The organism is Rhodovarius lipocyclicus, assembly GCF_009900765.1.
Lineage (GTDB): Bacteria > Pseudomonadota > Alphaproteobacteria > Acetobacterales > Acetobacteraceae > Rhodovarius > Rhodovarius lipocyclicus.
In genome coordinates this window covers 22,115-44,086 of the sequence record NZ_JAAABL010000006.1, presented here as the reverse complement: position 1 = coordinate 44,086, position 21,972 = coordinate 22,115, and the positions used below count along the sequence as shown (strand labels likewise).

24 protein-coding genes and 1 tRNA gene are annotated in these 21,972 nt (G+C 70.2%); 11 read left to right on the top strand and 14 right to left on the bottom strand.

Going from position 1 to position 21,972, the window contains the following annotated elements; translation table 11 throughout:
• Positions 1-250 precede the first annotated feature (250 nt).
• Both GT007_RS08065 and GT007_RS08060 read right to left on the bottom strand, forming a co-directional pair.
• Entirely contained in the window at positions 251-2,275 is a 2,025-nt protein-coding gene (locus GT007_RS08065) for an ATP-binding protein (RefSeq protein ID WP_160121089.1), read from the bottom strand.
• On the bottom strand, positions 2,238-2,753 hold the full coding sequence (locus tag GT007_RS08060) for an adenine phosphoribosyltransferase (RefSeq protein WP_160121169.1): 516 nt from the start codon (positions 2,751-2,753) through the stop codon (positions 2,238-2,240). The genes GT007_RS08065 and GT007_RS08060 overlap by 38 nt, the downstream gene beginning before the upstream one ends.
• 184 nt (positions 2,754-2,937) lie before the next feature.
• Here GT007_RS08060 and GT007_RS08055 point away from each other — a divergent pair, with 184 nt between their 5' ends.
• Positions 2,938-3,162, top strand: coding sequence for a DUF2842 domain-containing protein (locus GT007_RS08055; protein ID WP_160121088.1), 225 nt, complete (start codon positions 2,938-2,940; stop codon positions 3,160-3,162).
• Between the two features lie 12 nt (positions 3,163-3,174).
• Here GT007_RS08055 and GT007_RS08050 read toward each other — a convergent pair whose 3' ends face one another.
• The 5 genes from GT007_RS08050 to metF all read right to left on the bottom strand — a co-directional run bounded on the left by GT007_RS08050 (position 3,175) and on the right by metF (position 7,182).
• Positions 3,175-3,330, bottom strand: coding sequence for a hypothetical protein (locus GT007_RS08050; RefSeq protein ID WP_160121087.1), 156 nt, complete (start codon positions 3,328-3,330; stop codon positions 3,175-3,177).
• Entirely contained in the window at positions 3,327-3,506 is a 180-nt protein-coding gene (locus tag GT007_RS08045; RefSeq protein WP_160121086.1) for a hypothetical protein, read from the bottom strand. The genes GT007_RS08050 and GT007_RS08045 overlap by 4 nt, the downstream gene beginning before the upstream one ends.
• Positions 3,507-3,610: 104 nt before the next feature.
• A complete protein-coding gene (locus GT007_RS08040) occupies positions 3,611-5,896 on the bottom strand; it encodes a xanthine dehydrogenase family protein molybdopterin-binding subunit (protein WP_160121085.1) in 2,286 nt (761 codons plus the stop codon).
• 169 nt (positions 5,897-6,065) lie between these two features.
• Positions 6,066-6,142, bottom strand: a tRNA-Pro gene (locus GT007_RS08035).
• 86 nt (positions 6,143-6,228) lie between these two features.
• Complete coding sequence (gene metF / locus GT007_RS08030) at positions 6,229-7,182, bottom strand: methylenetetrahydrofolate reductase [NAD(P)H] (RefSeq protein ID WP_236571555.1); 954 nt, start codon at positions 7,180-7,182, stop codon at positions 6,229-6,231.
• A 261-nt stretch (positions 7,183-7,443) separates the two neighbouring features.
• Between metF and GT007_RS08025 the strand changes: the two genes are divergently transcribed.
• From GT007_RS08025 to GT007_RS08015, 3 genes are all read left to right on the top strand, one after another.
• Positions 7,444-8,229: an MlaA family lipoprotein gene (locus GT007_RS08025; protein ID WP_160121084.1), complete on the top strand. Its 786-nt coding sequence runs from the start codon at positions 7,444-7,446 to the stop codon at positions 8,227-8,229.
• A 10-nt stretch (positions 8,230-8,239) separates the two neighbouring features.
• Complete coding sequence (locus GT007_RS08020) at positions 8,240-8,863, top strand: MlaC/ttg2D family ABC transporter substrate-binding protein (RefSeq protein WP_160121083.1); 624 nt, start codon at positions 8,240-8,242, stop codon at positions 8,861-8,863.
• 93 nt (positions 8,864-8,956) lie between these two features.
• Entirely contained in the window at positions 8,957-9,919 is a 963-nt protein-coding gene (locus GT007_RS08015) for a Bug family tripartite tricarboxylate transporter substrate binding protein (protein WP_160121082.1), read from the top strand.
• A gap of 13 nt (positions 9,920-9,932) precedes the next feature.
• On the opposite strand, the gene GT007_RS08010 is transcribed toward GT007_RS08015, so the two are convergent.
• From GT007_RS08010 to GT007_RS07980, 7 genes are all read right to left on the bottom strand, one after another.
• Complete coding sequence (locus GT007_RS08010; RefSeq protein WP_160121081.1) at positions 9,933-10,889, bottom strand: hypothetical protein; 957 nt, start codon at positions 10,887-10,889, stop codon at positions 9,933-9,935.
• Between the two features lie 154 nt (positions 10,890-11,043).
• A complete protein-coding gene (locus GT007_RS08005) occupies positions 11,044-11,571 on the bottom strand; it encodes a GNAT family N-acetyltransferase (RefSeq protein WP_160121080.1) in 528 nt (175 codons plus the stop codon).
• 8 nt (positions 11,572-11,579) lie between these two features.
• Positions 11,580-13,259 (bottom strand): energy-dependent translational throttle protein EttA, encoded by a 1,680-nt coding sequence (gene ettA / locus GT007_RS08000; protein ID WP_160121079.1) that lies wholly within the window; start codon positions 13,257-13,259, stop codon positions 11,580-11,582.
• Positions 13,260-13,345: 86 nt separating this feature from the next.
• Entirely contained in the window at positions 13,346-13,666 is a 321-nt protein-coding gene (locus tag GT007_RS07995; protein ID WP_160121078.1) for a DUF167 domain-containing protein, read from the bottom strand.
• Positions 13,663-14,544, bottom strand: a complete 882-nt coding sequence (locus tag GT007_RS07990; protein WP_160121077.1) for a class I SAM-dependent methyltransferase — start codon at positions 14,542-14,544, stop codon at positions 13,663-13,665. The genes GT007_RS07995 and GT007_RS07990 overlap by 4 nt, the downstream gene beginning before the upstream one ends.
• Complete coding sequence (locus tag GT007_RS07985) at positions 14,541-15,455, bottom strand: TylF/MycF/NovP-related O-methyltransferase (protein ID WP_160121076.1); 915 nt, start codon at positions 15,453-15,455, stop codon at positions 14,541-14,543. The genes GT007_RS07990 and GT007_RS07985 overlap by 4 nt, the downstream gene beginning before the upstream one ends.
• Before the next feature lie 5 nt (positions 15,456-15,460).
• Positions 15,461-16,015 (bottom strand): outer membrane protein assembly factor BamE, encoded by a 555-nt coding sequence (locus GT007_RS07980; protein ID WP_160121075.1) that lies wholly within the window; start codon positions 16,013-16,015, stop codon positions 15,461-15,463.
• A gap of 75 nt (positions 16,016-16,090) precedes the next feature.
• Between GT007_RS07980 and GT007_RS07975 the strand changes: the two genes are divergently transcribed.
• The 7 genes from GT007_RS07975 to GT007_RS07945 all read left to right on the top strand — a co-directional run bounded on the left by GT007_RS07975 (position 16,091) and on the right by GT007_RS07945 (position 21,970).
• Complete coding sequence (locus GT007_RS07975; protein WP_160121074.1) at positions 16,091-16,636, top strand: ubiquinol-cytochrome C chaperone family protein; 546 nt, start codon at positions 16,091-16,093, stop codon at positions 16,634-16,636.
• Between the two features lie 2 nt (positions 16,637-16,638).
• Positions 16,639-17,139, top strand: coding sequence for a YceD family protein (locus GT007_RS07970; RefSeq protein WP_160121073.1), 501 nt, complete (start codon positions 16,639-16,641; stop codon positions 17,137-17,139).
• A gap of 127 nt (positions 17,140-17,266) precedes the next feature.
• A complete protein-coding gene (rpmF, locus tag GT007_RS07965; protein WP_160121072.1) occupies positions 17,267-17,467 on the top strand; it encodes a 50S ribosomal protein L32 in 201 nt (66 codons plus the stop codon).
• 108 nt (positions 17,468-17,575) lie between these two features.
• The gene (plsX, locus tag GT007_RS07960) at positions 17,576-18,622 is read left to right on the top strand and encodes a phosphate acyltransferase PlsX (RefSeq protein ID WP_160121071.1); all 1,047 of its coding nucleotides are present in this window, start codon (positions 17,576-17,578) and stop codon (positions 18,620-18,622) included.
• Positions 18,623-18,633: 11 nt separating this feature from the next.
• Positions 18,634-19,581 (top strand): beta-ketoacyl-ACP synthase III, encoded by a 948-nt coding sequence (locus GT007_RS07955; RefSeq protein WP_160121167.1) that lies wholly within the window; start codon positions 18,634-18,636, stop codon positions 19,579-19,581.
• A 313-nt stretch (positions 19,582-19,894) separates the two neighbouring features.
• Complete coding sequence (locus tag GT007_RS07950; protein ID WP_160121070.1) at positions 19,895-20,644, top strand: SDR family oxidoreductase; 750 nt, start codon at positions 19,895-19,897, stop codon at positions 20,642-20,644.
• Positions 20,645-20,818: 174 nt separating this feature from the next.
• Positions 20,819-21,970: an SH3 domain-containing protein gene (locus tag GT007_RS07945; protein ID WP_160121069.1), complete on the top strand. Its 1,152-nt coding sequence runs from the start codon at positions 20,819-20,821 to the stop codon at positions 21,968-21,970.
• Positions 21,971-21,972: the final 2 nt, after the last annotated feature.

Below are 21,972 nucleotides of genomic sequence, written 5' to 3'. Positions count from 1 at the left end.
GGCGCCGCCCCCTGGACCCCCGGCAGGAGCCGAAAGGCCCCTGCACCCCATCAGTTTGGCGCCATACAGTGCCAAGGCATGTCTTATTGATATTGATAATGTAATTGGCACCCAACCTGTCGGGATAAAGCGCCAATCTTATGGGTTCCAAGGGCCTTTCGGCCTTTGGCGGGGTCCAGGGGCAGCGCCCCTGGCAGGGAGCCGAGGGGCGAGCCCCTCGGGTGTCCCGACCAGAGCGGTTCCGCGCCAGTTACAGCGTGCGGACCGGCGGGCTGGGCAGGGCGGCGATGCTGCGTTCCGCCAGCGCGGGCAGTTCGGCCAGGATCAGCGCCACGGCGGCCTCGTCGCCCATCGCCTGGGCGGCCAGCAGCGCCTCGGCGGCGTCGCGCAGGGCCACGGTGCCGAAGGTGGCGGCGGCATCGCGCAGGGCCCGGGCCTCCCGCTTCAGCCGTTCGGGGGCCTCGCTGTCCAGGCGCCGGACGCGGCCGCGCGCTTCCTCGGCGAACAGTTGCACCAGGCGGGGTAGGCGGCCGGGGCCGATCGCGTCCCGCAATTCCGCCAGGGTGGCGCGGTCCAGCAACACGGAGGCCGCGCCGGGTTCGGGCACCGGCCCGCGCGCGGGGGCGCGCAGCGGCGGGCTGTGCAGCACGGCGTGCACGGCCTCCAGCAATGCGGTGCGGTCCAGCGGCTTGGCCAGGTGGCCGTCCATCCCGGCCTCCAGCGCCGCGGCCACGTCGCCGGGCATGGCAAAGGCGGTCAGCGCCAGGATGGGCACGCGGCCGTGGCGGCCGGGCAGGGCACGGATGCGCCGGGCCAGCGCCAGCCCATCCAGCACCGGCAGGCCGAGGTCGGCCAGCACCAGGTCGAATTCCCCGGAGCGGGCGGCGGCCAGCGCGTCGGCGCCGTCGCGCGCGGTTTCCACCGCATAGCCTGCGCGGCGCAGGATGGCGGCGGCGACCAGCTGGTTCACCGCGCCGTCCTCGGCCAGCAGGATGCGGCCGCGCACGGCGCCTTCCGGCGCGCCGCGTTCCGTGCGCGGTTCGATCCGCGCGGGCGGCGTGCCCGAATCGGGCACCGGCACCAGCGGGATGTCGAAGAAGAAGGTGCTGCCCTTGCCCGGCGCGCTGTCCAGCGCGATGCGCCCGCCCATCAACCCCACCAGCCGCTGGCAGATCGACAGGCCGATCCCCACCCCATTGCCGCCCGCGCGCGGCACCGGGCCACGGCCGGCCAGCAGCGCCACCCGCCGTTCGGGCGGGATGCCCTGGCCGGTATCGGCCACGGCCACGCCGATCCGCCCATCGGGCAGGGCCGAGAGATGGATGCGCACGGAACCGCGCACGGTGTATTTCACCGCATTCTCGGCCAGGTTCAGCAGCACTTGGCTGAGGCGCCTGGCATCGCCCACCACCCGCGCGGGCAGGTGCTGGTCCAGCGTGACGGACAGGGCCAGCCCCTTCTCGGCGGCGGCCGGGCCGGTCAGGTCCAGCACCTGGCGCAGCACGTCGGCCAGGGCGAAGGGCGCGGTCGCGAGCGACAGCCGCCCGGCCTCGATCAGGGAAATGTCCAGCAGCTCATTCACCGTGGACATCAGCGAATGCCCGGCGCTGAGCGCGGTTTCGGCATAGGCGCGCTGTTCCGCGTTCAGCGGCGTGTCGAGGATGAGGGAGAGCGAGCCCATCAGCCCGGCCAGCGGCGTGCGGATCTCATGGCTGACGAAGGCCAGGAAATCGGTCTTTTCCTGGTTGGCGCGGTCGGCGGCGCGGCGGGCGCGCTCGGTGGCGGCGGCGGCGCGGATGGTGGGGGTCACGTCATGCTGCACGCCGACGAAGGCGCGCAGCCCGCCCCCGGCATCGAAGACCGGGGCCAGGCGCAGCTCGTTGCTGAAGCGCCGGCCGTCCTTGCGGTAGTTGGTGATGGTCACGGTCAGCGGCGTGGCGGCGGCCACCGCGCGGCGAATGGCCATCATCGCCGCCGCCTCCGTGCTCTTGCCCTGCAGGAAGCGGCAGTTGCGGCCGAGTATGTCCTCCGGTGCGTAACCCGTGATGCGGGTGAAGCCCGGGTTGCAGAAGATGATGGGGTTGTCGCGCTGGTGGGGGTCGGTGATGACCACGCCGGTGGGCGCCGCCGCCACGGCAGCCGCCAGCGGGCCGTCGAAACCGGCCCGCGCGACAGCGTCCATCGCGGAGGCGAGCCAGGCGTTGCCGCCGGCATCGCGCACCACGGATGCGGTCGTGTCAGTCGTCGTAGGCGAGGAGGGATTCGAAGGGCGCATGGATGCGATTCCGGCCGCCAAGGAAGGTGAGTTCGATCAGCGTGACCGCGCCCACCACATCGGCACCGGCCTGCTGCAGCAGGTTGATGCCGGCGCCGAGCGTGCCGCCGGTGGCCAGCAGGTCATCCAGGATCACGACGCGGCTGCCCTTCTCCACGGCATCGGCCTGCATCTCGATCCGGTCCTCGCCGTATTCCAGCGCGTAGGACAGGCCGAGCACGGCGCCCGGCAGCTTGCGCGGCTTGCGCAGCATGATGAAGCCGATGCCCAGCGCATGCGCGATCGGGGCCGCCAGCAGGAAGCCGCGCGATTCGATGCCCGCCAGCACATCCGGTTTCTTTTCCGCCACCATGTCCGCCATGCGGCGCACCGCCTCGTTCCAGGCCGGGCCATGCCGCAGCAGGGTCGAGATGTCGTAGAACAGGATGCCGGGCTTCGGGAAATCGGGGATGCCCCGGATATGCGCCTTGAGGTCCATGCTGGGGTCGGCAGGCATCGTGATGATCGGGCTCCTGGAGGGCGGGACCGGCTGGGGTGCCGATGGGGCGGAAATCCGCCGATGGGTGATCCGTTAAAGCATCGCCCGACCACGCTGCAAACACCCCGGCCGATGAAGATGCGCCCGCTTGCATCCGGCGCCGCATTCGCGCATTGGCCTGGGCATGTCCCGCCCCGCGCTCGCCACCCTGATCGGTGTCTTCGGCTTCCTGCTTTATGTGGCGCTGGTGATGTGGCTGGCCGACTGGGTGCTGGCCTGGCATTGGCTGGCGCAGATCCCGTTCTTCGCCGTGGCGGGGGTGGCCTGGGTGTGGCCGGTGACGCGGCTGATGTATTGGGGGGCCGGGGTGGCGCCGCCGAAGCGGGGGGCGCGGCGCACCCGGCGATAACGGGCGGCGCGTTCAGCTCGTCTCCTCGACATGCCGCAGCACCGTGGCCAGGCGCCGTGCCTCCGCCTCCAGCCCCAGATCGCGCAGGCTCTCGATCACATAGAGCAGCATCCGGCCGATACCGCGCAGGTCAGGCAGCGGGCGGGCGGGTGAGACGCAGGCATTCATGCCGCGGCGCTTTCCGGCATCGGGGCGGCCAGGGCATCGGTCAGTTCATGCAGTTCCATCGCGGGGCCGCGCAGGCCGGCGGCCGCAAGCTGATGCTCCGCCAGGCGAAGCAGCCGTATGAGGGCCGCCAATTCGCGCTTCGCGCTTGATGATGCCGGGAATGGTGTAGCGGGCATGGATACGCTCCGGAAATGCCAGGAAGAATTACATGGCGTTTCCGACACGTTTCCGTTACCTGGCCTTGATCCGGATCAAGAAGCGGTAGGAAAAAATATTCCGCTCACCCCTCCAGCAGGGCCCACATCCGGGCGGGCGTCAGCGGCATCTGCAGCGTGTCCGCCAGCCCGGCCTTGCCCTGGCGTGCCAGCGCATCGGCCACCGCGTTCACCAGCGCGGGGGTGGCGCCGATGGTACCCAACTCCCCCACGCCCTTCACGCCCAGCGGGTTGGTCCGGCACGGCACGGACTGGTCCAGCGCGGTGACATAGCCGGGCAGCAGCACATCGGCGCGCGGCATCGCGTAGTCCTGGAAGCTGGCGCTCAGCGGCTGGCCCGTCTCGGGGTCATAGACCATCTGCTCATAGATCGCCTGGCCCAGACCCTGCAGCGCGCCGCCGGCGATCTGGCCCTCCACGATCATCGGGTTCACCACCCGCCCGGCATCATTGACCGAGACATAGGAGGCGACCTCGATCTCCCCCGTCTCCCGGTCGATCTCGACCTCGCAGATATGGCAGCCATTGGGCCAGGTGGGGCCGTTCACCTTGGTGGTCGAATCGATGAAGATCCGACCTTCCGGCTGCTTCGCCGCGACCTCGAAAATGCCGATCTCGCGGTCCGTGCCCGCGACGCGGAAGGTGCCGCCCTGGTATTCCAGATCGGCCACCGCCACCTCCAGCGCCTCGGCCGCCAGTTCGCGGCCCTGGTCCACCGCCTTGCCGGACGCCACGCTGACGGCGGAGCCCGCGGTGAACAGCGACCGCGAACCCGCGCTGCCGAAGCCCGTGCCCCGGTCGCTGTCGCCGAAGATCACCGTGATCTTCTCGATCGGCACGTCGAAGATATCGACCGCGAGCTGCGCGTAGGAGGTGCCGATGCCCTGGCCCATCTGCTGGGTGGTGGCATAGACCTCGATCCCGCCATCGCCCTTCACGGCCACTGTCACCCGTTCCTCCAGCGCATTGCCGCCGGTCCATTCCAGGAAGGTGGCGATGCCGCGCCCGCGCAGCTTGCCGCGCGCGGCGGCGGCGGCGGCGCGGGCCTCATACCCGCCCCAGTCGGCCAGCTTCAGCCCCTGGTCCAGCATCTGCTCGAAGGCGCCGCTGTCATAGACCTGGCCCATGGCGTTCTTGTACGGCATCTGGCCGGGCGCGATCATGTTGCGCCGGCGCAGTTCGGCCGGGTCCAGGCCCATGCGCCGGGCCGCGACATCCATCAGGCGCTCGATGATATAGATCGCCTCCGGCCGGCCGGCGCCGCGATAGGCCCCGGTGGGGGCGGTGTTGGTCATCAGCGCGGTGAAGCTGAAGTCGATGGTCTGGATGTCGTAGATGCTGGTGGACACCCAGGGCCCGATCAGCAGCTGGATGGCGATGCCCGAATTGCGCGGATAGGCGCCGACATTGGCCAGCCCCTTCACCCGCAGCGCCAGCACGCGGCCTTCCGCGTCCAGCGCCATCTCGGCCTCGCTTTCCACATCGCGCCCATGCACGGCCGACAGGAAATCCTCGATGCGGGTCGCGGCCCATTTCACCGGGCGGGCGGTGGCGCGCGCGGCGAAGGCCACCACCGCGTCCTCCGGGTACAGGTTGGTCTTCATGCCGAAGCCGCCGCCGACATCGCCGATCAGCACGCGCACGCTGCCCGGGGCCAGGTTCAGCAGGTCCACCAGCTGGTCGCGCGCGGTGGAGGGCATCTGGCTGCTGAGCCGCACGATCAGCCGCTCGCCCTCCGGTGCGGCCAGCACCACGCGGGGTTCCATCGGCGCGGGGGCCAGGCGCTGGTTCGCGATCTGCACCCGCACCACATGGGCGGCGGCGGCGAAGGCGGCGTCGGCCGCCGCCGCGTCGCCGTAGCGGGTCTGGGCCACGACGCGGGCCGGGTCCTGCACGGCGCTGGCCATGACCGTGACGGCGGGCTGTTCGTCGTAATCCACCTCGATGGCCTCGGCCGCGTCGCGCGCTGCGGCCAGGGTCTCGGCCACCACCGCCGCCACCGGCTCACCCACGAAGCGCACGGCGCCGGTGGCCAGAAGCGTCTGCGGCTCCGCCTGCAGGGGGGCGCCGTCGGGGCGCTTGAAGGGCAGGGCGGCCGTCATGGGCTTCGCCCCGGCCGCGACCAGATCCGCGCCGGTGATGACCGCCAGCACGCCCGGCAGGGCGCGCGCGGCCGCCGTGTCGATCGAGAGGATGCGCGCATGGGCGTGGGGCGAGCGCAGGAAATACAGATGGGCCTGGCCCTCGGGCGCGAAATCCCCGGTGAACTGGCCCTCACCGGCCAGCAGGGCCGCGTCTTCCATCCGCTTCACGGCCTTGCCGCTGCCGAAACGCCCGAATTCCATGTTCATCGCGCAATCCCGCTCCCTCGCATCGTCACCGGCAAGATGGGGCCAGGCGCGCGGATTGTAGAGGGGGCAAATCGCCGATGGCGGCGGTGGATGCGGGAAATGGGCGAAGCGCCATCCGCCAGGGCGGAACAGGGCCCGATCGCTGGCGGGAAAATCGCTGGCGGGAAAATGGTCGGAGTGAGAGGATTCGAACCTCCGGCCCCTGCGTCCCGAACACAGTGCTCTACCAGGCTGAGCTACACTCCGTGACCGGGCGGGTTCTTACGCGCCCGCCGCCGGGAGGGCAAGAGAGGGGGCGGCACGAAATCGCGCTTGCCCCCAACCTTGTCGCGTCACGCCCCCGCGGCACCCTTCGGGCGCGCGCCCAGGATATGCGCGATGGCATAGGCCAAGTCGGCGCGGTTCAGGGTGTAGATGTGGAACTCGTCCACGCCATTGGCCTGCAGCAGGCGCACCTGCTCGGCCGCGGCCACGGCCGCGACCATACGCCGGGTGTCCAGGTCGTCGTCGATTCCCTCGAACAGATGGCCCATCCAGCCGGGCACCGAGGCGCCGCACATGGCCGAGAACTTCACCACCTGCTGATAGTTGGTCACGGGCAGGATGCCGGGAACGATCGGCACGGTGATGCCGGCCTTCGCGCAGCGCTCGATGAAGCGCAGATACACCTCGGCATCGAAGAAATACTGGGTGATGGCGCGGGTGGCGCCGGCATCGATCTTGCGCTTCAGGAAATCCAGGTCCGCCTCGGGCGACAGCGCCTCGGGGTGGGTTTCGGGATAGGCGCCGACGCTGATCTCGAAATCGCCGATCTCGCGCAGGCCCCGCACCAGGTCCTCGGCCTGGGCATAGCCGCCCGGGTGGGGCTCATACTTGCCCACCCCCGCTGGCGGGTCGCCGCGCAAGGCCACGATGTGGCGCACGCCCGCCTGCCAGTACTCGCGCGCGACTTCCAGCACCTCCTCCTTCGTCGCGCCCACCGTGGTCAGGTGGGCGGCGGGCGTCAGGGAGGTCTCGCTCACGATGCGCGCCACGGTGGAATGGGTGCGTGAGCGCGTGGTGCCGCCCGCGCCATAGGTGACGGAGACGAAGCGGGGGCCCAGCGGCTCCAGCCGCCGGATGCATTCCCACAGCTGCTTCTCCATGCTCTCCGATTTCGGCGGGAAGAACTCGAAGCTGAGCTTGGGGGCGGGCATGTCCTGCGGGTTGGGCAGGGCCGCGATCCGCGGGCCCGACAGCCAGCGGGCCAAGGTTCCGGTCGGCAAGGGCGTTTCCATCTGGTCCATGGCTCGCACATGGCCCAGGCCGTTGCGGCGCGCAAGCAGTTCCGCCGCCGGGCGAAGGGCGGGCAGGACAAAAACCCGGGTGGCGTGGTGCACTTCGTTACCCGCGCAACTGTTTCCGATCACCGCGCGTTGCGCTATTGTAAACCAAGACCATTTACCGTGACGTCATGCCGGCAGGGGCGGCCCATGCGGGGAATACCCGCGCAGGGGCTGCCCTGGTGGGAAGGCCCGGCGGCACATCAAAGGATTGAGCGAAGCAGGATGCGGATCGTCAAGCTGGCCAGTTTCCTGGCCCCGAAGCTCCTTCCCTTGGCGGCGCTGGCGCTTTTGGCCGGGTGCGCGACGCCTCCGCCCGCCTCGGACGCCGAGGCGCTGGCGGAGTTCCGCGCCACGAACGACCCGCTGGAGCCCTTCAACCGGGCCATGTACGCCACCCACACCGTGATCGACACGGTGGCGCTGCGCCCCGTGGCGCAGGGCTATCGCGCCGTGCTGCCGCAGCCGGTGCGCACCGGCGTGCGCAACATGCTGCAGAACATCCGCACCCCCATCGTGCTGGTGAACGATATGCTGCAGGGCCAGCCCCGCCGCGCGGGCGACACGCTGGGCCGCTTCGTGCTGAACACCACCATCGGGCTGGGTGGGCTGTTCGACGTGGCCAACGACCATTTCGGCGTGCCCTACCACAATGAGGATTTCGGCCAGACCCTGGCCAGCTGGGGCGTGGGCAGCGGCCCGTACCTGTTCATCCCCGTGCTGGGCCCCAGCAACGCGCGCGACCTGACCGGCTTCGGCGTGGATGTCGCCACCCAGCCGCTGACCTGGTTCGGCCAGGGCCTGGCGGTGGACATCATCGCCGGCAGCGTCGCGGGGCTGACGGTCGTCGATCTGCGCGAATCCTACCTGGACACGCTGGATGAGGTCACCCGCACCTCGCTCGACCCCTACGCCACCATCCGCAGCGCCAGCCGGCAGAGCCGGGCCGCCGCGATCCAGAACAATGACGCCGCCGCCCGCGCCGCGCTGCGCCCGGCCGGCAGTCGCTGAGGAGCTACCCATGATCCGCGTTTCCCGCCGCATTCTCGGCGGCCTGGTGCTGCTCGCCCCCGCGGCGGCGGTCCTGCCCGCGATCCCGCCGGCCTGGGCGCAGATCGACACCAACCGCGCCAGCGCCTTCATCCAGGCCAGCGGCACGGAGCTGGTGGGCGTGATCAACAACCCCGGCATCCCGGCGGACCAGCGACGGCAGAAGGTCGCGGACATCCTGCGCCGCAGCGTCGATATCGAGGGCGTGGCCCGCTTCGTCATCGGCCGCTTCTGGCGCCAGGCCTCCGCGCAGGAACAGCAGGAATTCCTGACCCTGTTCGAGGAAAGCCTGGTGCGCAACCTGGCCGGCCGCTTCGGCGAATACCAGGGCGTGCGCTTCGAGATGGGCCGCAGCCAGTCCCGCACGGATGACGACGCGCTGGTCTCCACCATCGTCACCCGGCCGGGCACCGCCGCCTTCAACCTCGACTGGCGCGTGTCGGATGTGAACGGCGCCCCCCGCATCGTGGACCTCATCGCCGAGGGCACCTCCCTGCGGCTGACCACCCGCAGCGAATATTCCTCCGTCATCCAGCGCGGCGGCGGGCAGGTGTCCTCGCTGATCACGGCGCTGAAGCGCCAGCTGGGGCGCTGAACCCGCTAATTTGACGGCACACCGGGCCGCACGCTTGCCGAGCGGCCCAGCCCGGCGTATCCCGCGCGGCTGAGTCCACCGGGAGAAACGCCAATGAAGCGCCGCGCCTTGTTCGCCGCCACCGTCACGCCCGCCCTGGCGCACGCCCAGGCGCAGGAATGGCCGACCAGCCCGATCCGCGCCATCGTCCCCTTCGCCGCCGGCAGCGCGACCGACACCGTCGCCCGCCTGTTCGGCGAGCGCATGCGTGAGGCGCTGGGCCAGCCGGTGGTGGTGGAAAACCGCGCGGGCGCCAATGGTCTGATCGGCGCCGAGGCCGTGGCGCGCTCCACCCCGGACGGCACCACGGTGCTGATCGGCACCAACTCCACCAACGCCGCCGCCAACGCCCTGTTCCGCCGCGTGCCCTTCGACATGGAGCGGGATCTGGTGCCCGTTTCCATGATCGCCTCCGTGCCGCTGCTGGTGGCGGTGCCCGTCAACAGCCCCCACCGCACCCTGGCCGATCTGCTGACCGCCGCCCGCGCCCGGGCGGAGGCGCTGAGCTTCGCCTCCGCCTCCTCCTCCCAGCGCGTCGCGTCGGAGATGCTGACCTCCATGGCCGGCGTGCGCATGCTGCATGTGCCCTACCGTTCCTCGCCCGCCGCGGTGCAGGACCTGATGGCGGGGCGGGTGGACATGTTCGTGGCCGACCAGGCCGTGATCCTGCCCGGGGTGCAGAGCGGGCAGCTGCGCGCCCTGGCCATCACCACCAAGACCCGCAGCGCCCAGCTGCCGGATGTGCCCAGCGTGGCGGAGGCCGGGAACCTGCCGGATTACGAGATCTTCGCTTGGTTCGTGCTGGCCGCCCCCGCCGGCACGCCCGCCGTGGCAGTGCAGCGGCTGAACGCCGCCGTGCGCCAGGCGGCGGCGAACCCTGATCTGCAGGCGCGCATGACCCAGACACTGGGCATGGCCCTGATGACCGGCACGCCCGAGGCAGCGCGGGATTTCGTGCGGCGGGAAACGGTGAAGTGGACCAACGCCATCCGCGCGGCGGGCATCGAGCCGGAGTGAGAGGGGAGGGGGCTCAGCCCCCTCGGCGCGTCGCCTGCAGGAACACCATGGCCCGGCTCGGGCCACGGAACACCGCCGGGTCCGTCACCTCGGCCGCGGGCAGCGCGGCCGCCAGCCGGTGCAGGTCATCCTCCGAGCGGCGGATCGGCCGCCAATCCATCACCGCGTCCAGATAGGCGGCGTCGGGCAGATCCTCGGCGAAGCTGCCCAGGAACAGCCGGCCGCCGGGGCGCAGCGCGCCGAAGGCCGCCCGCAGCGCCCGGATGGCCGTGGCTTCGTCCAGCCCATCCAGCAGCGGGCCCAGCAGCACCAGGTCGAAGCCCTGGGGCGGGGTGGGGCCCAGCAGGGTGCGCAGCGGGTCCGCCATGCTGGGCTCCAGCCCCGGCAGCGTGCCATGGGCGGCCAGCAGCGAATCCAGCGCCATCAGGGATTTTTCCACCACCATCCAGCGGGCGACATCCCGGGCACGGCGCGCCAGCATGGCCTCGGGCAGGGAACCCGCGCCCAGGCTGAGCACGGCGGGCGCCTGGGCCGCTTCCGTCACCACATCCAGCAGCTGGGCGGCGAAGCGGCTGCGCTCGCGCAGGCCCTCGGCGAAGGGGAAATGCGAGGTGACGCTGAAGATCATCCGCCCGATGGAGCTCGCCTGGCGCAGCTGGGCCTGGGCGGCGCCGCCGGCGCCCTTGCTGTCCGCCAGCAGCAGCGGCAGCAGCAGGCCGGGGTCTGGCCCGTGGCTCCAGCAGCATTCGGTCAGCGGGTCCTGCATGGCCAGGTCAGCCAGGCGGTGTGCGCGGAAGCCGGTACGGCGTTCCGCGGTTTCCAGCCCCGACTGGGCCAGCAGTTCCGGCAGGCGGGTCCAGGCCTGGATCAGGCCAGTGGGCGTTTCCAGCAGGCCGGAGAGGCCGTCCATCGCCGCCTGCATCTGATGGATGGGAGAGGAGGCAATCAGACGAAGCCGGGCTTCAGCCATGATTCTCCGCCTCCCTCCGGATCACGCGGCCGGGCCGCTCGTGTTGAAGCGCCGTATCCGGTCGGAAAATCATGACCAAACTCTTACGGCGCGGCAACACTTTAGCGGCGGCGTCCGGAATTGGCATCCCCAAGATGAAGGGGGCGGCCGGCAATTATTCTTGATCGGCCACGCTTTCGAACACGACCATCCGGTGGCCGTGGTTCACGAAGCCCCCGGCCTCCCGCATACCGATGTCGCGCATCACGGCCTGGGAGGCGGTGTTGCTCTCCCGCGCCACGGCGATGATACGGCGCACCCCGGCGGCATGGCCGAAATCCAGCGCGGCGCGCGCTGCCTCCCGCGCATAGCCGAAGCCGCGGGTTTCCGGCCACAGCGCGTAGCGCAGGGCGACGCCTCGCCCGTCCGGGCGTTCCATCAGGCCGCAGATGCCCAGGAACTGCCCCGTCTCCCGCAGGAAGACGGACCAGATGCCATAGCCGCGCACCTGCCAGAAATCGGTGTCGTCCTCCAGCTCCTCCCGCGCGCGCTGGGGGGTGCGCACGCCGTGCAGCATGAAGCCGAACACCGCCTCATCCCCCTTCAGGCGGATCAGGTCCGGCAGGTGTTCGGCACTGGGCGGCACCATGGAAAGCCGCGCGGTGGTGATCACCCGCGGCGCGCTGAACAGGGCGCGTTGCATGGCCGCGCTCACCTGGTCAGCGGGCGGTACTTGATCCGGTGCGGCTGGTCGGCCGCCGCGCCCAGGCGGCGTCGCTTGTCGGCCTCATAGGCCTGGAAGTTGCCCTCGAACCATTCGACATGGCTGTCGCCCTCGAAGGCCAGGATGTGGGTGGCCAGGCGGTCGAGGAACCAGCGATCATGCGAGATGATCACGGCGCAACCCGCGAAATCCTGCAGGGCTTCCTCCAGCGCGCGCAGCGTGTCCACGTCCAGGTCGTTGGTCGGTTCGTCGAGCAGAAGGACGTTGTGCGGGTTCTTCAGCATCTTCGCGAGGTGGACGCGGTTGCGCTCACCGCCCGAGAGCACGCCCACCGTCTTCTGCTGGTCGCCGCCCTTGAAGTTGAAGGCGGCGCAATAGGCGCGGCTGGGCACGTTGCGCTTGCCCATCAGGATCATGTCCTGCCCGTCCGAGATTTCCTGCCAGACGGTCTTCTTGTCATCCAGGCTGTCGCGGCTCTGGTCCACATAGCCGAGCTTGACGCTCTCGCCGATGGTCATGCTGCCGGCGTCGGGCGTCTCCACGCCCGTGATCATCTTGAACAGGGTGGACTTGCCCGCGCCGTTCGGCCCGATGACGCCCACGATGCCGCCCGGCGGCAGCTTGAAGGACAGGTTGTCGATCAGCAGCCGGTCGCCGAAGCCCTTGGTGATGCCGTCCGCCACGATGACGATGTTGCCCAGCCGGGGGGCGGGCGGGATCTGGATCTCGGTCGGGTCCGGCGCCTTGTCCTGGCTCTTGATCAGCAATTCCTCATAGGCCTGGATGCGCGCCTTGCTCTTGGCCTGGCGGGCCGAGGGGCTGCGCCCGATCCATTCCTGCTCCTCGGCCAGCTGGCGCTGGCGGGTGCTCTCCTCCTTCTCCTCCTGCGCCAGGCGCTTGCGCTTGGCGTTCAGATAGGCGGAGTAGTTGCCCTCATACGGGATGCCGCGGCCGCGATCGACCTCCAGGATCCAGTTGGTGACGTTGTCCAGGAAGTAGCGGTCGTGGGTGACGATCAGCACCGCGCCCTGATAGTCGCGCAGCGTCTTTTCCAGCCAGGACACGCTCTCGGCATCCAGGTGGTTGGTCGGTTCGTCGAGCAGCAGCATGTCGGGCTTTTCGAGCAGCAGCTTGCACAGCGCGACGCGGCGGCGCTCACCGCCCGACAGGGTGGTCACCGGGCTGTCCGGCGGCGGGCAGCGCAGGGCGTCCAGCGCGATTTCCACCGTGCGGTCCAGCTCCCAGCCATTCGCGGCGTCGATGCGCTCCTGCAGCTCGGCCTGTTCGGCCAGCAGGGCGTTCATCTCGTCGTCGCTCATCTCCTCCATGAACTTCATGGAGATCTCGTTGAAGCGTTCCAGATCGGCCATCAGCGAGCCGAAGGCGTCGCGCACGTTCTCGCCGACCGTTTTGGTGGGGTCCAGATGCGGTTCCTGCGGCAGGTAGCCGACCTTGGCACCCTCGGCCGCCCAGGCCTCGCCGCCGAATTCCTTGTCCTGGCCGGCCATGATGCGCATCAGGGTGGACTTGCCGGCGCCGTTCGGGCCCAGCACGCCGATCTTGGCCGTGGGCAGGAAGGACAGGGTGATGCCCTTGAAGACCTCTCGCCCGCCCGGATAGGACTTGGTGAGATCCTTCATCACGTACACATACTGATAGGCAGCCATCACACACCCCTTCGCATTCGGGCCCGCTTGTATCGCAAGCCCGGGCGGCTGGGGAGTGGCGTATTCCCGGGGCAGGCATGAGCAGCCTAGTCCAGAAACTCCGCCAGCCAGCCGCGCAGCCGGGTTTCCGCGTCGGGCGCCGAGATCCGCAGGCTTTTCGTCCGGCTGGTTTCCCCGCTGGCGATGGCGATGGCCGATTTCGGCAGGCGCAGGGATTTCGCCACGAAGGCGATCAGCGCGGTGTTGGCGGCACCTTCCACCGGCGGGGCGGTCAGGCGAAGCACCAGGGTGGGGCGGCCCTGCGGGTCGGGCTGGATGCCCTCCACCTTGTCATGATGCGCGCGGGGCGTGAGGCGCACGGCCAGGCGCGCGCCATCCGGCAGCGCGGTAAAGGGGGGCGGGCTCACCGCCCGGCCTTTTCGCCCGTGCTCTGTTCCGGCACGCCCAGCGCATCCGCCAGCCGGATATCGGCGCTGCCGGGGCGGGCGGGGCGGGACTGGCTTTCGTGCGGGGCCCAGCCGGTCAGCATCAGCAGGGGCAGGGGGGTGGGGATGGGCGTTTCGGCCTGCAGCCGCGCGAAGGCGCTGGCGAACAGCATGCGCGGGGGGATGCGCGGGTTGCGGGCGCGGATGGCGTTCTGCTCGCCGGCCGCGCGCAGGTCCGCCACCAGCCCCAGGGCGGAGCGATAGGCCAGCGGCAGTTCCTGCATGTCGGCGACCGGCAGGGCCAGCCCCGCGCGTTGCAGCAGCGCCGCCATGTCCCGCAGCTCCGGGAAGGGGGCCACGCGGGGGGAGGCGCCGCCGGAGATCTCGGCCTCGGCGGCGATCAGCGCTTCGCGCAAGCCCTGGAGCGTCCCGAGGCCCGGCAGCGAGGCCAGGAACAGCCCGTCGGGGGCCAGGGCGCGGCGGATCTGCACCAGGGCACCGGGCAGGTCGTTCACGCTGTGCAGGGAGAGGCTGGCCACCACTAGGTCGAAGCTGCCCGGCGCGAAGGGCAGCCATTCCTCATCCCCCGCGACCGCGAGGCCGCCATTCAGCGCCGCCATGCGGGGCGACAGATCCATGCTGACCACGAAGGGAATGCCGCGCGCCCGCAGCATGGGCGCCACCACGCCGCGGCCGCCGATGTCGAGCGCGCGGGTGAAGCGGTGGGTGGTGTCGTCCAACCGGTCCAGCAGCATGTCGGCCGCGGCTTCCAGGATGGGGGCGACGCCGGCCACATGCGCCGCCGCCCGGCCGCGCCGGCGGGCGACCAGGGCGCGGTCGAAGATCTCGGGGGCGCTCATGGCCGGCGATGGACGCGCAGATACAGGTGCGCCCACATGTTCATGCCCAGGAACTCGAACCGGAATTGCGGGTTGGCCGCCGCCCATTCGCGGAAGGCCAGCGTCTCGCCATGGTTGATGGTGAACTGCCAGTCGTCGAAGACCAGGATGGCGCCATCCACCAGCCGGTCCGTCAGATAGGCCAGGCAATCGACGCAGGAGGAATAGAGGTCCCCGTCGATGCGGGCATAGGCGATCTTCTCGACGGCGGCGGCGGGTTCCACCGGCAGCGTGTCGCAGAACCAGCCCTTCACCAGCTTCAGGAAGGGGCGCTCCGTGGCGCGCAGCCGGGTGGAGACTTCCTCCAGCGTCGCGGCGTACTGGCCCTTGTGCCAGATGTTGCCGTCCTTGGCGGCGTCTGGCTCGGGCAGGCCCTCGAAGCTGTCGAAGCCCCACAGGGTGCGTCCGCCACCCCCTTTTTCGACGGCCTGGGCCAGCACTTCCATCCAGGTGCCGCCATAGGTGCCGAATTCCACGATGTCGCCCGCGACGCCCTGGGCGTCCAGCTCCGCGATCAGGTGCTGGGCGTAGAGGAATTCGCCATCCTGCATGCCGTAGACCACCTTGTCGCACCAGGGCGTGCCCTGCTGGAAGGTGGTGAAGGGCCAGGTGTTGGGGGTGGGGAACTTGATGCCGAAGGCCTGCTCGAACCAGGTCTCGTATTCCGCGTGCTGGTACAGGCCCGAAAGCTTGGCGCGCAGGGCGGCGTTTTCGGCGCGCAGCGCGGCGATGGTCGCGGCCTCGTCGCCCGCGGTTTCCGCCGGGCGGTTCTCGATCCAGTCCAGCGCGGCGAGCGTGTCGCGCTGCTCGGCCTCCACCAGGCCCCGCAGCCGGGCCAGCAGGGCGCGGGCGGCGGGCGGCGGCTGGCTCATGGCGGCTAGCGGCCCGAGCCGGTCGTGGCGCCCGGCGATTGCTGGGCGGACACGCCCGCCGGGTTGAAGCGGCCGATATTGCCGAACAGCGCCTGCAACAGGGTGCGGTCATTGCCCGGGGTCGGCGTCTCGCGCGCCACGAAGGCGATGTTGCGCTGGTCCTGCTGGCCCAGCTCGGTCACATCCTTCACCGTGCCGTCCGGGTTGAAGTTCACCGCCACCACCCGGCTGTCGGAGACGGAAAGCGCCCGGCCCGGCCGCTGCCGCGTGACGCTGCTGATGTAATACCAGGCATTGTCGCCGAAGGTGCTGGTCTGGCTGGGGCTGCCCAGGGCCGCCTGCACGTCCTCACGCCGGGTGACGCCCGGGGTGATCTGCTGCAGCTGCTCGGCCGTGACGAGGTGCCCGCGCGCGATCACGGGCGCGTTGAACACATCGCGCGGGCGTTCCGGCGCGGGTGGCAGATACTGGCATCCGCCCAACGCGAACCCCGTGAGGGCGAGTGCCAGGAGTGCCCCTGTCTTACGCCCCAGATTGACCGCCAACGGCTTCGTGTCCATGTGCTGGGACGTGCCAGTTTGGCCTTTCCGGGTCAACCTTGCACCGATCGATTTGACGAGGATGCGCCCCCTACCATGGTCCTGGCCCGGCTGTTCCGCCGCAAACCCTTCCTGCGGGAGGGGCACGAACTCTACACCGCCGCCGTGGGCGCCGCGCGCGACCCTGCCCTTTATATGGCGCTCGGCGCGCCGGACACGCTGGAGGGCCGCTTCGACCTGGTCTGCCTGCATGTGGGGCTGCTGATCCGGCGCCTGCGGCTGGACTCCGACCCGGCCGGCAAGGAGCTGGCCCAGGCGGTGTTCGATGCCATGTTCAGCGACATGGACCTGAACCTGCGCGAGATGGGCGTGGGCGACATGGGCATTGGCAAGCGGGTGAAGCGCATGTGGGAGGCTTTCCACGGCCGCGCCGTCGCCTATGAGGCCGCGCTGGAGGCGGGCGACGAGGCCGCCCTGGCCGAGGCGCTGCTGCGCAACCTGTGGGGCGGGCATGAGATGGACCCCCCCGATGCCCCGCGGCGCCTGGCCGCGCGGGCCTTTCAGCTGTCGGCCGTGCTGGCCGCGCAGGAATTTTCCGGCCTGAAGGCCGGGCGGGTGGTATGGCCGCCCATGGAGCAGTGATCATGACCGAGACCCTCGAATTTTCCCGTCCCCTGCGCGTGTCGGGCGTGCCGCGCGCGGGGCACCGGCTGGCGCTGGCGGCCTCGCCCGCGGAATGTCAGGCGCTGGCCCAGCGGCTCGGCCTGCTGGCGCTGCATGCCTTCTCGGCCGACCTGGCGCTGGAGCCCGACGGCATGGGCGGCGCGCGCGCCACCGGCGGCCTGATGGCCGAGGTGGAGCAGGCCTGCGTCGTGACCATGGAGCCCGTGCGCCAGAGCGTGCGCGAGGAGATCGCCTTCCACATCATTCCCGAAGGGCAGGAGCCCTCCGAATCGCCCGATGCCGAGGATGAGGTGGAGACGGTCGGCGGCTATGCCGAGCTGGGGGAGGTGCTGGCCCAGCTGCTCTCCCTCGCGCTCGACCCCTATCCCCGGCGGGAAGGGGCGGAACTGCCGCCCGAGGCCACGGACCCCTCGGATTCGCCCTTCGGCGCGCTGCTGCATCTGCGCAAGGGGCGCGAATAACCGGGCGGAAACGGGCCTTCGCGGCCCGCGCCACTGGACACCCGGGGCTGCCTTCTGCTAGGTGCCCCCCCTCTATCCGGTCAGTGATGGTCCGGAGCTTCCATCCGCTTGTGAAAGGCCCGCCACCATGGCCGTCCCTAAGAAGAAAACCTCCCCGTCCCGCCGTGGCATGCGCCGGTCGCACCACGCCCTGACGGCCGAGGCCCATATCGAGTGCTCCAACTGTGGTGAGCTGGTGCGTCCGCACAATGTCTGCTCCCACTGCGGTCACTATGACGGCCGTGAAGTCGTGCCGGCCGAGAAGCTGAAATCCGCCATCCGCGCCTGATTGTGGCGGGCCCGGCGGTCAAGCGGGGCACTCCCCCTGCCCAGCCGTGCTCGAACGGTGTAGCCCAGCGGGGGAGAGCCAGGGTGAATCCGGGTGTCTGATGGCGTGATGCGTGGTGAAAGCGGCAGCGTTGCCGCCCTGGCGATCGACGCCATGGGCGGCGATGACGCGCCCGATATGGTGCTGGCCGGCCTGGAATTGGCCGCCGAGCGCCACCCCGGGGCCAAGTTCCTGCTGATCGGCGATACCGAGAAGCTGCGTCCCTTGCTGGAGCGCCACCCGCGCGCGCGGGCGGCCTGCATCCTGCGGCACACCACGGAATCCATCCCCGGCGAGATGAAGCCCACGCTGGCGCTGCGTATGCGTGGTGCTTCCATGCGCATGGCGATCGACGCGGTGGCGGCCGGTGAGGTGGCGGGTGTGGTTTCCGCCGGCAATACCGGCGCGCTGATGGCGCTCGCCAAGATCGTGCTGAAGACCCTGCCCGAGATCGACCGCCCGGCGCTGGCGGCCGTGGCGCCCTCCGCGCGCGGCGATGTCGTGATGCTGGACCTGGGCGCGAATGTGCAGTGCGACAGCCGCAACCTGGTGGAATTCGCCATCATGGGCGATGCCTTCGCCCGCGCGGTGCTGGGCCTGCCCAGCCCCAGCCTCGGCCTGCTGAATGTGGGGTCCGAGGAGCTGAAGGGCGATGACCGGGTGCGCCAGGCCGCCGATGTGCTGCGCGGCCATCCGGGTCTGAATTTCCAGGGCTTCGTCGAGGGCCACGACATCACCCGTGGCACGGTGGATGTGGTGGTGACCGACGGCTTCACGGGCAATATCGCCCTGAAGACCGGCGAGGGCGCGCTGAAGCTGATGCGCGACCTGCTGAAGCAGGTCTTCACCTCCTCCCTCCTGGCGCGCATCGGCTATCTGCTGGCGCGCCCCGCGCTGGACCGGCTGCGGGAATGGATGGACCCCCGGCGCTATAATGGCGCCATCCTGCTGGGGTTGAACGGTGTCGTGGTGAAATCCCATGGCGGAACGGATGCGATGGGCTTCGCCCACGCGGTGGATGTGGCGATGGATATGGTGACGCACGGTTTCACGGCCCGGATCCGCGAGGGCCTGGCCAGCATCAACGCCCGGGAACTGGCTGGGGACGCACCGTGATCCGCACCCGCATGCTGTCGGCCGGCGGCTATCTGCCGGCCGATGTCGTCAGCAACGACGAACTGGCCCGCCGCTACGGGCTCGATACCTCCGACGCCTGGATCCAGGAGCGCACGGGCATCCGCCAGCGCCACCTGGCCGCCCCGGGTGAGAGCGCGTCCTCCATGGGCATCAAGGCCGCCGCCCAGGCGCTGGAGCGCGCGGGGGTGGATGCCAGCGAGGTGGACGCCGTGATCGTGGCGACCGCGACGCCGGACAGCAGCTTCCCCGCCACCGCGGTGCGCATCCAGGCTGGGCTCGGCATCACGCGCGGCTTCGCCTTCGACCTGCTGGCGGCCTGCACGGGCTTCATCTACGCGCTGAGCGTGGCCGACGCTATGATCCGCACCGGCCAGTGCCGCACCGCGCTGGTGATCGGCGCCGAGACCTATTCCCGCATCCTGGACTGGACCGACCGCACCACCTGCGTGCTGTTCGGCGATGGCGCCGGCGCCGTGGTGCTGCGCGCCGAGGAAGGCGAATCGGGCATCCTGTCCAGCCATATCCATGCCGATGGCCGCCATGGCGGCATCCTGCATGTCGAGGGCGGGCCGGGCAGCACCGGGGGCACCGGCCTGCTGCGCATGGCCGGGCGCGAGGTGTTCAAGCACGCGGTCACCAAGCTGGCCTCCGCCGTGGATGAGGCGCTGGCAGCCAACAGCCTGGCGCGTGAGGACGTGACCTGGCTGGTGCCGCACCAGGCGAACATCCGCATCATCGACGCTATGGGCCGGAAGCTGCACCTGCCGCGCGAACGCGTGGTGGTGACCGTGGACAGGCACGCGAACACCTCCGCCGCCTCCATCCCGCTGGCGCTGGCCGAGGCGGTGGGGGAAGGGCGCTTCAAGCCCGGGGACCTGCTGCTGCTGGAAGCGATCGGCGGCGGGCTGACCTGGGGGGCGACACTGCTGCGGTGGTGAGGCCGACGGGGGCTTTGCCCCCGGGCCCCCAGCCAGGGGCGCCGCCCCTGGCGACCCCGGCAGGAGCCGAAAGGCCCCTGCACCCCATCCGTCTGGCGCCTGGCCTTGGCGGGTCCGGCGCCATTTTCATTATAAAATTCAACAAGAAACACCTTCCTGGGATCCGCGCCAAACTCCTGGGGTCCAGGGGCCTTTCGGCTCCTGGCGGGTTCCAAGGGCAGCGCCCTTGGTGGTGGTGGTGGTGGGCGAAGCCCCCATTGCGCCCTGGCCTCCCCGCGGTCCACTCTCCCGCCAAACGAGGGAGTTAGAGTGCATGTCCAGGATCGCATGGGTCACCGGTGCCGGCACCGGCATTGGCGAGGCGACGGCCCTTGGCCTCGCGCAGGATGGCTACACCATCATCCTCACCGGCCGCCGGCGTGAACCGCTGGAGGAAGTTGCCGCCCGCATCCGCGCCGATGGCGGCCAGGCGCATGTGCAGCCCGCCGATCTGGGCAAGGCCGGCGATGTGCAGCGGGTGGTGGATTTCATCCAGAAGGAGTTCGGGCGCCTCGATCTGCTGGTGAACAATGCCGGGCTGAACATCGTGGAGCGCGACTGGAAGCGGATCTCCCCCGAGGGGATCGAGACGCTGATTTCCGGCAATCTCGTCAGTGCCTTCCTGGTGGCGCGGGCGGTGCTGCCGATGATGCGGGCGCAGGGCGGCGGGCAGTTGATCCATACCGCCTCCATGGCCGGGCGCTTCGTCAGCCCCATGTCCGGGCCGGGCTATACCGCCACCAAGCATGCGGTGGTGGCGATGAGCCATTCCCTGAACATGGAGGAATGCGGCAACGGCATCCGCAGCACGGCGGTGTGCCCGGGCGAGGTGAACACCCCCATCCTGGACAAGCGGCCCAACAAATTGACCGCGGAACAAAGGGCCGAAATGGTGCAGCCCGAGGATTGCGCCAGCCTGATCCGCTATATCGCCGCCCAGCCGCCGCATGTGTGCATCAACGAGGTGCTGATCACGCCCACGCGCAACCGCGGCTATCTGGCGGCGCAGGCGCGGCCGCTGTGACGCGATAATGCCACGCGGATCAGCCGTTTAGGCGATTGCAAGCGCTGTTACCTGCCGCAATATGGACATGGTGTTATCCCAGGCTGATGCTATCGGGTTTGAAACGTCTTGCGGGCTCCGGCGCCCCTCTGGCGTATCATCACGCGCATAAGCCTATGAGGAGGAGAGGTTTCCATGCTCGTGCCCATGAAGAAGGCCCTGCCGCTGCTCGCCGTCGCGGTCAGCATGCCGCTGCTCTCCGCCTGCCAGCCCCAGGGGCCGGTGGTGCTGGATGCACCCAATGACAATTGCGCGGTGCACCGCGCCATCTTCCGCCAGACCGAATCCTCCTTCAACGAGGTGGCGCAGGGCGTGGCGCTGTCGGCCGCCGGCGGTGTCGCGGCGGGCCTGCTGGTCGGCGCGCTGACCGGCAACACCCGCGCGGGCCTCGTCACCGGCCTGTCCGTGGCGGCGGTGGGCATCACCGCCACGCTGGTGCAGGCCAATTTCCGCCAGCTGGATGCCGAGAACCGCCGCCAGGCGCTGCTGCAGCAGACAATCGCCGTGGACAAGTATGGTGAGCGCGTGACCGGCGCCACCCAATCGCTGGAACGCCTGTCGAATTGCCGCCGGGACCAGGTGGCCAAGATCCGCGGCGATCTGCGTGCCGGCATCACGCCCCGCCCCGCCGCCCAGGCCCGTCTCGATGAGGTGCGCAGCTGGTATGAGGGCGACACCATGCTGGTCGGCGCCTTCGACCAGCGCCTGGCCAATGACACCCGCCAGCTGGAGGAATCGACCCGCTACGTCGATGCCGGCGCCTATGAGCAGGAGCGCGCCTTCCGCCCCTATTCCGCGATCCTGGCGCGCGGCGGTTCCGCCTTCAACGGCCCGGATGAGGGCTCGGGCACGGCCGGCCAGCTGGCCGTGGGCCAGACGGTGCAGGTGACGGGCCAGCAGGGCCCCTGGCTGCAGGTCTCGCTCGGGCGCAACCGCACGGGCTTCGTCCGGGCCTCCTACACCGCGCGCGTGACCAACAGCCGCAACTATGTGGGCGGGTCCGAGCAGTCCATCCGCGCCGCCGCCACGGATGACGCGGCGGAGCTGGGCCGCGTGGCCAATGGCAGCCAATACCGCGTGGTGGGCACCATGCCGGGCTGGCTGGTGCTGGACCAGGGGCCGAGCAAATCCTTCGTGCGCGCCACCGCGCTGCGCCCCGCGCAGGTGGACAATTCCGGCCGCGAGGTCGTGCAATCCGCCGCCACCGCCGTGGCGGCCCGCGACGCCTTCTCGCAGGGGGCCACGGGCCTGGCCAGCGAGGCGCGGCGCCTCAGCCTGGATGGGTAGTC